Raw genomic sequence first — 15,496 nt, forward strand, 5'->3', positions numbered from 1 at the left:
CCTACAATCGTGTTCATGTCGTTCACCCGTCTTCTCGTCCCCCGCGCTCGGCTGGCCGCCGCGCTGCTGGGCTGCATCACGCCGTTCGCGGCCATCCAGGCCCAGAACCCTCCGCCCGCGGAGTCGTCAGCCCGCCCGGCCCAGGAGCAGTCCGCCGAGGACAAGGCAGCCGGACGCCAGAACCAGAAGATCGAGCGCATCCACATCGAGGACAGCCGCAACAAGATCGACGAGCTTCGCGTCGGCGGCCAGACGCAGAACATCACCGTGCAGCCCAAGACCACCAACACGCCGGCCTACCAGGTCATGCCCAACGGCGAACGTTCGCGCAACGAAGGCCAGTCGGAATCGAGCGCCAGCGACAGTGGTTCGCGGGTCTGGTGGAACGTCTTCAAGTTCTGAGCGCGCGGTGGCGGTTTTCACGGAAGTCGGATTCGACGAAGCCGACGCGCTGGTCCAGCGCCTGGGACTCGGCCCCCTCCGCGAGCTTCGCGGCATCGAGGGCGGCATCGAGAACACCAACTACTTCGCAACCACGGAATCGGGCGAGTTCGTCCTGACGCTGTTCGAGCGCCTTGGTGCCGAGCAGCTTCCTTACTACCTTTGTTTGATGAAGCACCTCGCGGCACGCGGCCTCCCCGTGCCGGAGCCGGTGGCCGATCCCGCAATCGCACCGCCAGACGGCCATGCGCTGTCGATCCCCGCGAATGCGCCTTGCGAGCTGCTTCACACTGTTGCGGGCAAGCCGGCCGCCATCGTTCAGCGGCTGCAGGGCAAGAGCGAGCTGGCACCCAACGCACGCCACTGTGCTGAGCTCGGCCGCCTGCTGGCGCGCATGCACATCGCAGCGCGCGACTTCCCGCGCATCCAGCCCAATCTGCGTGGCCTCCACTGGTGGAACGACACCACGCCAGTGGTCCTGCCCTACCTCCAAGCCGCGCAAGCTGCCCTGCTGCGCAGCGAACTCGCCTACCAGAACCACATCGCCGAATCGTCGACCTTCGCGGCGCTGCCGCGCGGCCCCGTCCACGCCGACCTGTTCCGCGACAACGCGATGTTCGACACGCACGCCAGCGCCGAGGCGCCGAAGCTCACCGGCGTCTTCGACTTCTATTTCGCAGGCACCGACACCTGGCTGTTCGACATTGCCGTGTGCCTGAACGACTGGGCCATCGATCTCAAGACCGGCCGCCATGACAGCGCCCGCGCCGATGCACTGCTCGCGGCCTATAGCTCGGTGCGCCCGCTGACGGGCGCCGAGCGCGCCCTGTTGCCGGCGATGCTGCGCGCGGCGGCACTGCGCTTCTGGATCTCGCGCCTGTGGGATTTCTATCTGCCGCGCGAAGCCAGCATGCTCAAGCCCCACGATCCAAGCCATTTCGAGCGCGTGCTGCGCGAACGCGCCCACGCAAGCTTCGAGTTACCAGAAAGCGTGCAGCCCCTGGCTGCCTGAGTCGACACGATGAAACTCAATCTCGTGCCGGCGCGTACCGGCGTGATTTGGGTCCGCGCCGGACTGCAGGCCTTCGCGCGGCAGCCGCTGGCCTTTATTTCGCTGTTCTTCTTCTTCATGACGGTGGTGTCGCTGGCATCGCAGGTGCCTCTGATCGGCGCCGCGATCGCGTTGATGCTGCTGCCGACGATGACACTGGGCCTCATGGCGGCGACCGCGCAGGCCGCCGGTCCGGAGAAGCCGCCCGCCGGCACTGTGTTCCTTGCCGCGCTCCATGCGGTGCGCGCCGACGTGCGTCCCATGGCGGTGCTCGGCGCAATGTACGCCGCGCTGTTCCTGGCGGTGATGGCGATTTCCGCGCTGGCCGATGGCGGCCAGTTCGCCCGCGTCTACCTACTGGGCGGACAACTGACGCGCGAAATGGCCGAGACCACCGAATTCCAGGTGGCGCTGTGGATCGCGATGGGCTTGTATCTGCCGCTGTCGCTGGCCTTCTGGCATGCGCCTGCGCTGGTTCACTGGCACCGCGTGCCGCCGGCCAAGAGCCTCTTCTTCAGCTTCGTGGCCTGCTTCAGGAATTTCGGTGCGCTGACGGTTTTCGGTCTCGTCTGGGCAGGCGTCTTCATCGGCGCAGGCATCGTGCTGAGCCTCCTGGCAACGCTGCTGGTCGCCATCGGCGCGATGGGCGTGGGCGCCGGTGCTTCGGCGGCCGGCGGTGCGGTGATGATCGGCGGCGCGCTGGTCATGGCCGCCATGTTCTTCACCAGCACCTGGTTTACGTTCAGGGATTCCTTTCAGGAATAGAAGCTCGCCCCCAGGCTTGCTCACTTCGTGTAGCCGCCACCCCCTACCGGGGGCAACACCAGCGGCCCGGCAGAGCCGGTTCCGCGGTGTTTCCCGAAGGGCCGGGCTTCGCCGGCTTGGTGTCAGATGGGGGTGAGTTTGGCGACTGAGAGCGCCAGCCACTTCACGCCGTGGCGCGGGAAGTTGACCTGCGCGCGGGCATCGTCGCCGGTGCCTTCGAGCGCGGTGATCGTGCCTTCACCGAATTTGTTGTGGAACACCTGCATGCCGGAGCGCAGGCCATGCGAAGGCGCGGCCTTCTGCGGCGGAACGGGCGGGTTGGCGAAGGTCTCGCGGCCGTAGCTGCTGCCGGCGCCGCGCGAGGTGGCGTAGCCGCCGCCGTAGCCGAAGGCCGAAGGTGCGAAGCCGCCCTGGTTCTTCGGGGTCAGCCACTTGAGCGCGCTTTCGGGGAGTTCGTCGAAGAAGCGGCTCTTGAGGTTGTAGCGGGTCTGGCCGTGCAGCATGCGCGTCTGCGAATGGCTCATGTACAAGCGCTTGCGGGCGCGCGTGATCGCCACGTACATCAGGCGGCGCTCTTCCTCGAGGCTTTCGTAGTCGCTCATCGAGTTCTCGTGTGGAAAGAGTCCCTCCTCCATACCGGTGATGAACACGCAGTCGAATTCGAGGCCCTTGGCGGCGTGCACCGTCATGAGCTGCACCGCATCCTGGCCGGCCTGCGCCTGGTTGTCGCCCGATTCGAGCGCGGCGTGAGTCAGGAAGGCCGCGAGCGGGCTGAGCGTTTCACCTGTCTCGGCGTCAGGCGCGAGCGGCTCGTCCAGCAGCGGGCGATTCGGGTCCAGGCCTTGGCTCGCCGGTGACTGACGAAGTTCGTCCACCGGCAGCGCGACGGCATCTCGACCAAAGCCTTCCTGCGTGACGAAGCTCTCGGCCGCGTTGACCAGTTCCTCCAGGTTCTCGATGCGGTCCGCGCCTTCTCGATCGGCCTTGTAGTGCTCGATGAGCCCGCTGTGGTCGAGCACCAGCTCGATGATCTCGCGCAGCGACATGCCCTGCGTCTGCTCGCGCAGCACGTCGATCTTGGCGACGAAGGCCGAGAGGTTGCCGCCTGCCTTGCCACCCACCGCGCTGACCGCGTCGTGCAACGAACGGCCGGCCGCTCGCGCTGCGTCCTGCAGCACCTCGATGCTGCGCGCGCCAATGCCGCGCGGCGGGAAGTTCACGATGCGCAGGAAGCTGGTGTCGTCGTCCTTGTTTTCCAGCAGGCGCAGGTAGGCCAGCGCATGCTTGATTTCGGCGCGCTCGAAGAAGCGCAATCCGCCATACACGCGGTACGGCACGGCGGCATTGAAGAGTGCGGTTTCGAGCACCCGGCTCTGCGCATTGCTGCGGTAGAGCACTGCCATTTCCTTGCGATCGATGCCGTCCCGCACGAGCTGGCGCATTTCCTCAACCACCCACTGCGCTTCGGCGAAATCGCTCGTCGATTCGTACACACGCACCGGCTCGCCGGGGCCCTGGTCGGTGCGCAGGTTCTTGCCGAGGCGCTTCTTGTTATGACTGATCAGCTCGTTGGCCGAATCGAGGATGTTGCTGTAGCTGCGGTAGTTCTGCTCCAGCTTGATCTGGTGCGACACCTCGAACTCGCGCACGAAGTCAGCCATGTTGCCGACCCGCGCGCCGCGGAAGGCGTAGATGCTCTGGTCGTCGTCGCCCACCGCGACCACGCTGTTGTCGCCCGGCACGAAGCGGCCGTCGGTCGTGTTGCCGGCCAGCATCTTGATCCACGCGTATTGCAGGCGGTTCGTGTCCTGGAACTCGTCGATCAGGATGTGCCGGAAGCGCCGCTGGTAGTGCTCGCGCACTGGGTCGTTGTCGCGCAGGAGCTCGAAGCTGCGCAGCATCAGCTCGCCGAAATCGACCACGCCTTCGCGCTGGCATTGCTCTTCGTAGAGCTGGTAGAGCTCGATCTTCTTGCGGTCGTCGTCGCTGCGCGCCTCGATGTCGCGTGGGCGCAGGCCATCTTCCTTGGCGCCGGCGATGAACCATTGCGTCTGCTTGGCAGGGAAGCGCTCGTCGTCGACGTTGAACTGCTTCATCAGCCGCTTGATGGCCGAGAGCTGGTCCTGCGTGTCGAGGATCTGGAACGTCGAAGGCAGGCCGGCGAGCTTCCAGTGCGCACGCAGGAAGCGGTTGCACAGGCCGTGGAAGGTGCCGATCCACATGCCGCGCACGTTGACCGGCAGCATCGCGCCAAGGCGCGTCATCATTTCCTTGGCCGCCTTGTTGGTAAAGGTGACAGCGAGGATGCCGCCCGGCGACACCTGCCCGGTCTGCAGGAGCCAGGCGATGCGGGTGGTGAGTACGCGGGTCTTGCCGGAGCCGGCGCCCGCGAGGATGAGTGCGTTTCCGGCCGGCAGCGTGACGGCTGCGCGCTGCTCCGGATTCAGGTTGTCAAGCAGCGGCGAATCTGCAGGAGCCGCGAGGTCGGTGAACATCCGTCGATTGTAGAAAGCGCGGCGTATGCGGGTTATACGAACTTGCAAAACACGCGAATGCAATGCGACCGGTAGAATCAGTCACCGGGCCCAAGTTTCTTGAGGTCCGGTTTTTTGTGCCTGCGCAAGCAGGGTCCGGTGCCGCCACCACGCCGCACCCGCAAATCCGGTCACCAAGCCAAGCGCCCCATCGCTGCCCGAAATCCTTCGGCGGCGACCTTTCTAAGGAGCTTGGAACTCATGCAAATCTTCGACTACGACAACATCCTTCTGCTGCCGCGCAAGTGCGTGGTGGAAAGCCGTGCAGAGTGCGACGCCAGCGTCACGCTCGGCGGCCGCAGCTTCCGCATCCCGACGGTGCCCGCGAACATGAAGACGGTGGTGGACGAATCCATCTGCGTCTGGCTGGCGCAGAACGGCTACTTCTACGTGATGCACCGCTTTGACCTGGACAACTTCCAGTTCGTCAAGGACATGCATGCGAAGGGTGTGTTCGCATCGATTTCGCTGGGCGTGAAGAAGCCCGACTACGAGACGGTCGACAAGCTCGCCGCAGCCGGCATGACGCCCGAGTACGTGACCATCGACATCGCGCACGGCCACGCCGACAGCGTGAAGAACATGATCGGCTACCTCAAGAAGAAGCTGCCGAAGGCCTTTGTGATCGCCGGCAATGTCGGCACGCCGGAAGCCGTGATCGACCTCGAGAACTGGGGCGCCGACGCGACCAAGGTCGGCATCGGCCCGGGCAAGGTGTGCATCACGAAGCTCAAGACCGGCTTCGGCACGGGCGGTTGGCAACTGTCGGCGCTCAAGTGGTGCGCCCGCGTCGCCACCAAGCCGATCATTGCCGACGGCGGCATCCGCGACCACGGCGACATCGCCAAGAGCATCCGCTTCGGCGCCTCGATGGTGATGATCGGCTCGCTCTTCGCGGGCCACGAGGAATCGCCCGGCAAGACGGTCGAGGTCGACGGCCAGATCTTCAAGGAGTACTACGGCTCCGCCAGCGACTTCAACAAGGGCGAATACCGCCACGTCGAAGGCAAGCGCATCCTGGAGCCGGTCAAGGGCAAACTGGCCGACACGCTCATCGAGATGGAACAGGACATCCAGAGCTCGATCAGCTATGCCGGTGGCCGCAAGCTGCTGGACATCCGCAAGGTCAACTACGTCACCCTCGGCGGCGACAACGCAGGCGAACACCTGCTGATGTAGCCCCGCGGGGCCTGCGGCTTGTCAGGCCCTGATCAGATCCATGGCCAGCGCGTGCAGGCGCTGCGCCGGATCGGCTAGCGTTTCCAGCACGCTGAAGTGATGAAGCCCCGGCAGCGCCTCGCAGACCGGGACCACGCCTGTACCCCATGCCTCCCGGATGAGTTCGTTCTGGCGCAGGAATTCGGCACTTTCGTCCCCACCGGCCACCGTATAGAGCTTGCCGCGCTTGGGCGCCGGCCATAGCGCGGGACTCACCCGCAGCGAGTCTGCATCTGTCAGGTTCAGCACGGACGCGAGGAAAGGCGTGTGCTGGATCGGCCGCAAGTCGTGCAGCCCCGAAATCGACAGCGCGTTGCGCACGAGGTCGACCGGCAGGTCGGGCGCGACGGCCTTCCAGTCGCAGCCCAGCATCATGGCCGCGAGGTGGCCTCCCGCCGAATGCCCTGCCACCGTGATGCGCGAAGGATCGCCGCCGTACGTCGCGATGTTGCGCCAGGTCCATTCGAGCGCATGGGCCATCTGCAGTGCGATGTCGGCGATGCCGATGGGCCGACCGGGCGTGCCGGGGCACAGCGCATAGTTGGGCACCACCACGCAGACACCGCGCTCGTGGAACGCCCGCGCGACGAAGGAATGCTCGCTCTTGTCCAGCGCCCGCCAATAGCCGCCATGAATGAAGACCAGCACCGGCGCATCCGGCTCTGCAGCCGGGAACACATCGAGCGTCTCGTTCGGACCCTCGCCGTAGCGCAGGTCGATGTGCGAGGGCAGCGCATCTCGAAGCACGGCCGACTGGGCCGCCCATCGCTCGAAATACGCCGGATGCTCGGGCACGAGCACGCGGTTGTTGTACATGCGGTCCAGCCAGGCGGGATCGTACGAGGGCATGGTTCTCGGTCTCCTGTTGTGGGTTGCGGCGAGGCGCGCATCTTGGCATGCCTGCCTCCAGCCGCAAGGGACATGTGATCTGGGTAGAATCCGCGATGCGTTGGGGGGGTAGCTCAGCTGGGAGAGCGCCGCGTTCGCAATGCGGAGGTCGGGAGTTCGATCCTCCTCCTCTCCACCAACGTTCCAGTTTTCGAATCGACGCCTCATGCCTCACGGCCTGGGGCGTTTTCTTTTGCGCCCCCTCGCTCCTGCACGTACATGCAGATCAGCTTCCGTCCGACAAAGCGACGCCGAACGCAGGCGCAGAACCCCGTAACAAAGTAATTCCTCTTTGTCGGATCGCAACGCTGCGGGGGCACGCGATGACCAAATACTGCAGTTCGTGCCATACGGCGAACCGGGATCGGGCGAAGTATTGCCGTGGCTGCGCGGGCAAGTTCTCGGGCATCCTGACGCCCGCCTATGCGTTCGACGACTCGCAGGACGCGCCGCTTTCCACGATGCCGGAAGCGCCAGCGATCGCGATGCAGCAACCGGTGATCAACCCGTTCGCCGCCACATGGCCATTGGCCACGACGAACCCGGCGCTCAGCCTCCCCGTTCTGGCGACGACAGAGGTCAGGCGGCCCCTGACGGTCCAGGCGGTGCGCTGGGCGGTGCTCCCGCTTGCAATCGCGGTGATGGCGATCGCGGGCACCAGTCTGCTCTCCGTCGATCCGGCGACCCAAACGGTCGAGCTGATGCGCAGCACTGCCCCACGGACGCCGTCGCCTCCAGCACCAGTGGCGCAGACAGCGACGCCGACCGTGGAGACACCCGCGCCGCAGCCCGCTGCTGAAGCACAGCCCCTTCGCGCGACAGAAGCGCCGAAGGCAATACCTTCACTGCCCGCGAGTCCGCAAGTCGCGCAGCTCCCCGAAACTCCAGCCGACGAGATCATGGATGCGTTGCGACTGCAGCCGCCCAAGCTGGATGCGCCGGTCGAACCAAGGGACGCAATCATTCCGGCGCCGTCGAGACCCGCGAATGCCACGAAGCCCGCCAGGATCGCGAAAGCCACGCCGCCTGTCGATCGCAAGGCAGCGCCAGTTCACACGATGCGGCAGCCCATGAGTCCGCCGATTCGAACGGCTGCGGCGCCTCCCGCGGCGGCCCCCGCAATCCCGCCAGCCATGACATCACGACCCCAAACGGTGGTCCGCATCGAATCGCCGCCAGCCCCAACTTCCATGGATTCACAACCCTCGAGGACAAACCCCACGAACCTTCCGCGCCGCACGATCACGGCACAAGGCCCGTCAGACCCTGCGATGGGTGCCGCGGGTGGCGGCGGTGGGAGTGGTGCCGGCACAGGCGCGGGCGGCGCTGCTGCGGGTGCAAGCGGGGCTGCTGGTGCGGGCGCAGGTGGTGGAGCTGGCGCAGGCGCAGGCGGTGGCGCTGGTGCAGGCGCGGGCGGCGGTGGGCCTGGCGGTGGTCCTGGAGGCGGTGGTCCTGGAGGCGGTGGTCCTGGAGGCGGCGGTCCTGGAGGCGGCGGTCCTGGAGGCGGCGGTCCTGGAGGCGGCGGTCCTGGAGGCGGCGGTCCTGGAGGTGGGGGCCCTGGCGGTGGGGGCCCTGGCGGTGGCGGTCCCGGTGGTGGGGGCCCCGGTGGAGGTCCAGGCGGAGGTCCCGGTGGCGGCGGAGGCCCCGGCGGCCGCTAAGCGTCGACCGCGACTCAGCGCCTCCAGCGCAGATACCGCAGCATCACGTCCGCCATCGTTCCCGCACGCTGGAACACCGGCTCGAACAGCGCGTTGTAGACCGCGGTCCCGATCACCGATCCGAGTCCGATCGCGACGATGGTAAACAGCGTCGCGATGAAGTTCTCCACCCCCGCAAGCCGGTCATTGCCGACGAGTTCGGCCATCCCGATGAGACCCAGCGACCCCGGCACCAGCAGCCACATCGCGGGCGTGAAGGTCACCATCGACGGTGGCCCGCCGAGCCGGTATTGCACGATGTATGAGGCCGGCGTGATGAGCATCGCCGCGAAGAAGCCGCTCATGTAGCCCCCAAAAACCGCATTGCCGATGAGCTGGCCCATCTGTGCGACGAACAGCAGGCCGAGCAGCCAAGGCAGCGTGCTGAGCCGCGCCGCGTAGTGCAGCACATGGCCCACACCGAAGAGCACCACGCCCAGCCAGGGTGCCCACACACGCAGGCCTCCGTCGGGCGACGGCACCAGCAGCTTGTCAGGCGGCAAGCCGACGATCGACGCCGCGGCCAGCATGCCGAGCACGAGGAACACCAGCTGCAGCAACCCGTAGACAAAACGCGTGCCGCCCGACACCACGTCGCCGTAAGCCAGTTCGACCGTCGCCGTGGCCAGGGTGCCGCCGGGCAGGAAAGTCACGAGCGAAGCGACCAGCACGTAGATCGGGCTTGCCGCGAAGCCGTGCTGCGCGCCCAGCAGCGACACCAGTGCGACGACGAACGCTGCCACCGTCGGCAGCAGCGTCGTGATGATTCCGCGATCGCGCGCAAGCACCTTGAGCAGGCCCACCACCAGCCCGAGAAAGGCAGCCGCGCCCACCACATCGGCCGACGGCCGCAGCACCAGCGCGATCCCGACCGTCGCAAACACATGCCCGATGACGCCGCCGACGAGGCCGAAGCGCGCTTTCATCGCGAGGATCGCGTTGATGCGCTTGAGCCCTTCGCCCGGATCGAGCGCCTCGTTCTCCGCATCGCGTGCGAGCTCGTACACCGCCTCGATCTGGTCGAAGCTCAGCACCAGGCCCTGTTCGGACGTGAACTCGATCTGCAGCGAGTCCTCTTCCGCCGAGTTGACGAACACCACCGTCGGCAGCGCGAGCGCGTTGAAGTGCTCGATGCGATAGATGCGAGCCAGCTTCCGCAACGTAGTCTCGACGAGTCCGACCGGCGCGCCGGTCGCGAGCAGGAGGTGCCCGAGGCGCAGCAGAAAGCGCAAGAGCTGTCGCCGCTCCTGCACGGTGCGTTCGGGGGTCGGTGCGGCATCGTCGCTCATGTGAGCGCACTCCCCTCGCCCGGATTGAGCGGCCGCAGCGCGCGGCCGGCCTGCGGATGCAAAGCACGCGCCGCAAGCCACTGCGATCGGGCGCGTTGCAGCGCATTCAGCAGCGCGCTCCCATTCCACGGCGACGCAGGCACGTTGCCGCCGTAGAGGCGCGTCTCGAGTTCACTCAGCGCCCGCACGAGTTCATCGTCCTTCAGCGACGCGCTCCACGCTGACGCGGTGCATCCCAGATGTGCCCTCGACCAATGCAGCAGGGCCGTGTACGTGCCCGCAGCATCGTTCGCGCGGCATGCCTGCGCCACGGCTTCGAACAGCACCGGCTCGCTCACGCTCATGCGCGCGTTCCGCTCCTGCCGACTTGCCTTCCAGCCGGGCCAGTACCGCGCCACCCACCGCAGCAAGAGGCCAGTGACCAGCAGCACCACCACGGCGCCACCGAGCCAGCGCTTCCACGCCACGCGCTGCCAGAAGCCCGGCGGCCCGCCTTCGTCCGCACCCAGCACCGGTGCAGCCTCGGGCGCGATGGCATCGGAACCCGGGCGCGCATCGACCGTGATCGTCACCGCCGGCGCCTCCGCCTTCTGCGACTTGCCGCTGCCCGCGTCGAACCACGCGATGTCGATGGCGGGCAGCTTGTAGGTCCCGGATTTCTCGAAGACGTAAGTCACCTGGTCGATCCGGCGACCGCCCAGGAAGCCTTCGCGGTCCTTCGTGACGTCGCTCAACTTCGGATCCGCGCTGAACACACGCACACCATCGGGCGCCTCGATGCGAGGCGGCGGAATCATCATTGCCTGCGTCATCTCCGCATAGGTATCGAGCGTGCGCACCAACGCGTCACCCGCACGGAGGTGCTCGCTCTTGCCATCGACCGGCCGGTCGAAGCTCTGCGTGATCGTGATGCGCGCCACTGGCTGCTGCGCCGCCGCGCCCTGCCCCTGGGCCTGCTCCGCACCTGCGGGCAGCACCGCGGTGATGCGGGTCTGCGGCATCGTCACTTCGCCTTGCCGCGGTTTGCCATCGTCCCCGCTGTAGGTGAAGGCCGAACGCACTGCAGGCAGCACGAAATCGCCCGCCTGCTGCGCCGCGAAGATGTAGGTCTTGCGGATGCCGGCAAAGGTCTGGCCATCGATCACATCGACGAAGTTCTGGCCGCTCTCGTCGGGCATCGTGATGATCGCGCCCGGGATCTGCATGGGCGGGAACGGTGGCGGGGAGGTGAAGAAATTCGGCGCGACGATCTCCACCTGGATGCGGATCTGCTGCCCCACCAGCACCGGCTGCTTTGCTTCGACGTGCACACGCGCCGTAGGCTCAGCCGCGTGGGCCACCATCGCCGCGCACATCACGATCGACGCAACGCCGAGGCGAAGCCAATCGCGCGCGCGCATCACGGGCCCTTCCCCGTTGATGGCGGCGACGGCGGGCGCTCGCGCTGCAACGCGAACTTGCGCGCAAGCAATTCCGTCGGGCTCGTCTGGATCGCGCGCATCCAAGTCTCGGTAGATTGCTCCGAGGCCATCATCACCTGCATCTCGCCGCCCTTGTCCTTCTTGTCTTCCTTGATCTGGTCGCCCTTGTTCGGCTTGAGCTCCTCGTCCTGCTGCTGTTCGTCCTCGTTCGGCGGGATCATCTTGCGCACCTTCTCCAGATTGGCTTTCGCCTCGGCCCAATCGGGGCGGCGCTTCAAGGCTTCCTGGTAGCGGGTCACGGCCGGCGCGAAGCGGCCCTGCAGCGCGAGCGCATTGCCCTGGTTGAAATCACTCTCCGCCGAATCGACGAGCGCGAAGCTCTGCACCGCCTCGCCATAGCGGCCCGCGCGATAGAGCGCGATGCCGCGCCACATTGGATCTTCGAAGCGCGCGGCCGCATCCGCATAGCGCCCTTGCTGAAACGCGAGCCGGCCCTGCTGGTCGCGCGTAAGCCACCAGTCGATGAAATGCTTGCTGGTGTCCGTTGGTGCGGGCTCTGCATCGGCCGCCAATGCATCGTGTGGTGGAGCGCTCATCACCAATGCAACCAGCACCGCAGCCGCCCAGCGGATGGTCCATCCCTTGCGGAACCATAGCGCGCCGAGCACCGCCAGCGGGATGCAGAGCCACCAGCCCTGGTCCTTCCACCGCGCATGCGTCTCGGCCTGCTTTTGCGCCAGATGCGCCTGTACGTGGCGTTGCACCCAGCGCACGTCGTCGTCGCCGTCGAGCGTCACGGTCGCCACTGGCACGTCGGCGTCGCTCTGCAGGCGCTTCAAGGCCGCGACATCGAGTCGTGCGAACACGCGCTGGCCGCCCTCTTCGACGAAGCCATCACCTTCTCGCAGCGGTCCGCCCTGCGCGGTGCCGATGCCGAGCACCACCGGCAACGCACGGCCCGAATCGACCTGCGCCTTGAATGCCGCGAATGCGGCAGGCTCCACGCCGTCGGTGAGGAACAGGATCGTCCCCGGCGTCTCTTCCTTCGCGAGGTCGGCATCGATGGTCTTCAGCGCAAGCACGGTGTTTTTCCCTTTCACCGGCATGATGCGCGTCTCCAGCGCATCGACGAAAGTCTGGAGCAGCTTCGCGTCCTCGGTCAGCGGCAGCACGAGATGGGTCGAGCCGGCGTAGGCGTAGATCGCGGTGCGCGCGCCATCACGCCGTGCGAGCAGTGCCTTGAGCTTGAGCTTCGCGCGCTCGAGCCGCGTCGGGCTCACGTCGATCGCATCCATCTCCCGGCCAAGATCGATCGCCACCGCAAGCGGCGCCTTGTCTTCGAGGAAAGGCGGCCGCTCCTGTTCCCAGGTGGGCCCGGCCATGGCCAGCGCGCCGATCGCGAGGATCGCCACGGTGAGATGCACCGGCCGGATGACCTGCCCAGCCTGCCGCCGCACCACCAGCGCGTCGAGCAGATGCGGCGCGATCGTGCCCTGCCAGCGCCGCCGAACATCCCCGCGCCAGCCCATCAGCCACCAGAGTGCCGCCGTGGGTACCAGCACCCAGAGCCACACCGGGCGCAGGAAGTGGAACTGGGCCAGCGCGTCCATCAGGCTTCTCCTGCCGCTGCGTCCGCGTCCGCACGCGCCGACTGCCGGCCCCGCATCGACCGCACCCCGCGCACCGTGCCTACGTACGCCGCCATGAGGAGCTGGTAGCCCAGCACGATCAGCAGCGCAACCCCGAGCGGCCACATGTAGAGCTCTCGGCGCGGACGCCACGAGAGCGTCTTCTGGTTCTGCGGTGTGATGCGGTCGAGCGTGGCGTAGATGTCTTCGAGCTCGCGCTGATCCGCGCCGAAGTGGAAGGTTCCACCCGTCGCGGCCGCAACCGCGCGAAGCGTGTCGAGGTCCACCTTGTCCTCGCCGCTCGCCGAAGCGTCGCCGATGCCCACCGTGTGCACCACCACGCCACGTTCCTTCGCGATGTCCGCCGCGCGCGAAGGCGGCATCTTGCTCGCAGTGTCGTTGCCGTCGGTGAGAACGATCAGCACCTTCTGCTGCGCCTTGCTGTCGTCGAACATCTTGATCGCGAGGCCGAGCGCGTCGCCCAGAGCAGTACGCGGGCCGGCCATGCCCGGCGGGCTTTCGTCGATGAGCGTACTTACAAGTTCGTGGTCCATCGTGAAGGGCGCGAGTGGATACGGTGCATCGCCGAAGACGATGAGCCCGATGCGATCGCCCTTGCGCCGCGCGACGAAGTCGCGCACCACCTGCTGCACCGCATGGACGCGGGTGTCCATGTTGCCGTCCGGGCGCTTGAAATCGCGCGTGTCCATCGACTGCGAGAGGTCGAGCGCCAGCAGCAGATCACGCGCGGGTTGCACTTTCTCGATCGGCGGCTCGACGAACTGCGGCCGTGCCAGCGCGAGCACCACCAGCGCCCAGGCCACCGGCGCCAGCACCCATTGCAGCCAGTTTCGGCGCGGCACCACCGCGCCCGCCGCGGGCTGCAGTCCCGCCGCATCGGCCACCGCGCCGAAGAATGGCAAGCGCACCGAATCACTCGATTCGCGATACGGCGGAAGCAGCCACCACACCAGGATCGGCAATGGCAGCAGCACCAGCATCCAGGGATAGTCAAGCTGGTACACGATGCCCCGCGATCCATTGCCGGCACGCACCGAGGAAGGCGCGCGCATCGCTGGCGGAGACTGCGGACAGCGTCCCCGCGCCCCGATATTCGATGTCGTCCACCAAGGGAGCGAGCGCACGGGCCGCAGCGGATGCCGTGCCTGCATGCGTGTCGAGAAACCGTCCCCAACCGTCGCCGCTCAGCGCTGCGACGTCCTCCCGCGGCCACGCCGCCAGCGCGGTGCGCTTGAGAAGCACGGCCGCACCCACGAGCGCGCGTGCGCGTTGATCGCTTCCGGCATCCACGCCGGCTTCCAGGGAAGAAAGCTCGGCCAGTGCCTCGCGCCGGTAGCGGTTCGCGCGATAGCGCCGCCATGCTCGCCAGCCGGCCCAGAGCGCCGCGACCAACAGCAGCACGCCCAGCACCGCCCAGCCCGCCGTCTGTGGCGCCCATGAGGGCGGGGCCGGCATGCTGACGTCGGCCAGATCCTTGAGCAATCCCGAAGGTGCCGCGGCCATCACCGCCCCCTTGGCGTCAGCGCCGCGACGCGACCCAGCAGGTGACGCAACTGGGCTGCCGTGTCTTCGGCCGCCGACAGCGGCAGCACCGGCACGCCAATGCCCTTCTGCCACGCGAACAGCGCCGTGCTCTGCGTGCTCACGAAGTCGTTGATGCCGCGCCGGATGCGCTCATGCCCGAATCCCAGCTCCACCTGCAATTCGCCGTCACTCACCACCAGCTCGCCCGACGTCGGCAGTTCGCTCAGGAAAGGGTCGTGCACCAGTACCGCGAGCACGTCGTTGTGCTCGCGCATCTGCAGCATCAGGTCGCGCGTGCGGCGATCGTGTCCTTCGAAGTCGCTCACCACGATCACGAGATGGTCGTGATGCACGAGCTGCGCGGCCTGCAGCAGCGTCTCGTTGAGCCGCGCGGCGGACCGCACCGCGGGCGCATCCGCGCGCAAGGCCTGGTTGCGCCGCGCGATCTCACCCAGCAGGTGAAGCACCGCGTCGCGGCTGCGCTGCGGACGCAGTTCGGTCACACCGTCGTCGCCGAACACGAGCCCGCCGACGCGATCGCCATCGGCCAGCACCCGCCACGCGACCAGCGCCGCCAGTTCAGCCGCCGCGACCGACTTCATCGCGCGCCGCGTGCCGAAGAACATGTTCATTCGCTGGTCGACCAGCAGCAGCACCGGCCGGTCCTTCTCCTCCGCATACACACGCACGTGCGGTGTGCCGGTGCGGGCTGTGACCCGCCAGTCCATGGTGCGGATGTCATCGCCGAAGACGTACGGCCGAAGCTCTTCGAAAGCCAGTCCGCGCCCGCGCACCTTGGACGAATGCCGACCCGCCAGCAGCGAGTGCACCGGCTGCCGAGGTTGCAGGTTGAATTCACGCGCCGAGGCTTCGAGCTTCGCGAGCGCCGCCGCATCGACATGTACGCCGGGCACGATCGCCTCCGACGCAGCCTCTGGACGCGACACACGCGTGGGCCGCCGCGCACCCAACGCCGAGCGCGCGAGGCTTGCGAGGTTGAGGCGCACGGTAGGACCTCC

13 protein-coding genes and 1 tRNA gene are annotated in these 15,496 nt (G+C 67.1%); 5 read left to right on the forward strand and 9 right to left on the reverse strand.

The genetic code is table 11. The features are described from left to right. Positions 1–15: 15 nt before the first annotated feature. Genes FHW64_RS18150 through FHW64_RS18160 form a run of 3 tightly spaced genes read left to right on the forward strand, consistent with a single transcriptional unit; the run spans position 16 to position 2,257 of the window. A complete protein-coding gene (locus FHW64_RS18150; protein WP_260305293.1) occupies positions 16–402 on the forward strand; it encodes a hypothetical protein in 387 nt (128 codons plus the stop codon). Positions 403–409: 7 nt separating this feature from the next. Beyond that, positions 410–1,453, forward strand: a complete 1,044-nt coding sequence (locus FHW64_RS18155) for a homoserine kinase (protein ID WP_184528694.1) — start codon at positions 410–412, stop codon at positions 1,451–1,453. Positions 1,454–1,462: 9 nt separating this feature from the next. Then, entirely contained in the window at positions 1,463–2,257 is a 795-nt protein-coding gene (locus FHW64_RS18160) for a BPSS1780 family membrane protein (RefSeq protein WP_184528695.1), read from the forward strand. A 122-nt stretch (positions 2,258–2,379) separates the two neighbouring features. Here the strand turns inward: FHW64_RS18160 and FHW64_RS18165 are convergent, their stop codons facing one another. Continuing rightward, complete coding sequence (locus tag FHW64_RS18165; protein ID WP_184528696.1) at positions 2,380–4,752, reverse strand: UvrD-helicase domain-containing protein; 2,373 nt, start codon at positions 4,750–4,752, stop codon at positions 2,380–2,382. A gap of 240 nt (positions 4,753–4,992) precedes the next feature. On the opposite strand from FHW64_RS18165, the gene FHW64_RS18170 reads away from it, so the two are divergent. Continuing rightward, positions 4,993–5,970: a GMP reductase gene (locus FHW64_RS18170; protein WP_184528697.1), complete on the forward strand. Its 978-nt coding sequence runs from the start codon at positions 4,993–4,995 to the stop codon at positions 5,968–5,970. A gap of 21 nt (positions 5,971–5,991) precedes the next feature. Here FHW64_RS18170 and FHW64_RS18175 read toward each other — a convergent pair whose 3' ends face one another. Beyond that, positions 5,992–6,858, reverse strand: a complete 867-nt coding sequence (locus FHW64_RS18175; RefSeq protein ID WP_184528698.1) for an alpha/beta hydrolase — start codon at positions 6,856–6,858, stop codon at positions 5,992–5,994. A 102-nt stretch (positions 6,859–6,960) separates the two neighbouring features. Between FHW64_RS18175 and FHW64_RS18180 the strand changes: the two genes are divergently transcribed. After that, positions 6,961–7,036: transfer RNA gene (locus tag FHW64_RS18180), tRNA-Ala, on the forward strand. Positions 7,037–7,318: 282 nt separating this feature from the next. Here the strand turns inward: FHW64_RS18180 and FHW64_RS18185 are convergent. From FHW64_RS18185 to FHW64_RS18215, 7 genes are all read right to left on the reverse strand, one after another. Next, positions 7,319–7,555, reverse strand: a complete 237-nt coding sequence (locus tag FHW64_RS18185) for a hypothetical protein (RefSeq protein ID WP_184528699.1) — start codon at positions 7,553–7,555, stop codon at positions 7,319–7,321. Positions 7,556–8,569: 1,014 nt separating this feature from the next. Then, positions 8,570–9,883 (reverse strand): threonine/serine exporter ThrE family protein, encoded by a 1,314-nt coding sequence (locus FHW64_RS18190; RefSeq protein ID WP_184528700.1) that lies wholly within the window; start codon positions 9,881–9,883, stop codon positions 8,570–8,572. Further along, positions 9,880–11,283, reverse strand: coding sequence for a BatD family protein (locus FHW64_RS18195; RefSeq protein WP_184528701.1), 1,404 nt, complete (start codon positions 11,281–11,283; stop codon positions 9,880–9,882). Before FHW64_RS18195 ends, FHW64_RS18190 begins: the two co-directional genes overlap by 4 nt. Beyond that, a complete protein-coding gene (locus FHW64_RS18200) occupies positions 11,283–12,914 on the reverse strand; it encodes a VWA domain-containing protein (RefSeq protein WP_184528702.1) in 1,632 nt (543 codons plus the stop codon). The genes FHW64_RS18195 and FHW64_RS18200 overlap by 1 nt, the downstream gene beginning before the upstream one ends. Next, positions 12,914–13,957 (reverse strand): VWA domain-containing protein, encoded by a 1,044-nt coding sequence (locus FHW64_RS18205; protein WP_184528703.1) that lies wholly within the window; start codon positions 13,955–13,957, stop codon positions 12,914–12,916. Before FHW64_RS18205 ends, FHW64_RS18200 begins: the two co-directional genes overlap by 1 nt. Beyond that, on the reverse strand, positions 13,944–14,456 hold the full coding sequence (locus FHW64_RS18210; RefSeq protein ID WP_184528704.1) for a DUF4381 domain-containing protein: 513 nt from the start codon (positions 14,454–14,456) through the stop codon (positions 13,944–13,946). Before FHW64_RS18210 ends, FHW64_RS18205 begins: the two co-directional genes overlap by 14 nt. After that, a complete protein-coding gene (locus tag FHW64_RS18215) occupies positions 14,456–15,484 on the reverse strand; it encodes a DUF58 domain-containing protein (RefSeq protein ID WP_184528706.1) in 1,029 nt (342 codons plus the stop codon). Before FHW64_RS18215 ends, FHW64_RS18210 begins: the two co-directional genes overlap by 1 nt. Between the last annotated feature and the right edge of the window lie 12 nt (positions 15,485–15,496).

Source organism: Variovorax sp. Sphag1AA (assembly GCF_014192575.1).
Lineage (GTDB): Bacteria > Pseudomonadota > Gammaproteobacteria > Burkholderiales > Burkholderiaceae_C > Variovorax.

Coding starts and splice junctions, on each gene's coding strand:
- FHW64_RS18150 (WP_260305293.1), top strand. CDS start 16: ATGTCGTTCACCCGTCTTCTCGTCCCCCGCGCTCGGCTGGCCGCCGCG.
- FHW64_RS18160 (WP_184528695.1), top strand. CDS start 1,463: ATGAAACTCAATCTCGTGCCGGCGCGTACCGGCGTGATTTGGGTCCGC.
- FHW64_RS18165 (WP_184528696.1), bottom strand. CDS start 4,752: ATGTTCACCGACCTCGCGGCTCCTGCAGATTCGCCGCTGCTTGACAAC.
- FHW64_RS18170 (WP_184528697.1), top strand. CDS start 4,993: ATGCAAATCTTCGACTACGACAACATCCTTCTGCTGCCGCGCAAGTGC.
- FHW64_RS18175 (WP_184528698.1), bottom strand. CDS start 6,858: ATGCCCTCGTACGATCCCGCCTGGCTGGACCGCATGTACAACAACCGC.
- FHW64_RS18190 (WP_184528700.1), bottom strand. CDS start 9,883: ATGAGCGACGATGCCGCACCGACCCCCGAACGCACCGTGCAGGAGCGG.
- FHW64_RS18195 (WP_184528701.1), bottom strand. CDS start 11,283: ATGCGCGCGCGCGATTGGCTTCGCCTCGGCGTTGCGTCGATCGTGATG.
- FHW64_RS18200 (WP_184528702.1), bottom strand. CDS start 12,914: ATGGACGCGCTGGCCCAGTTCCACTTCCTGCGCCCGGTGTGGCTCTGG.
- FHW64_RS18210 (WP_184528704.1), bottom strand. CDS start 14,456: ATGGCCGCGGCACCTTCGGGATTGCTCAAGGATCTGGCCGACGTCAGC.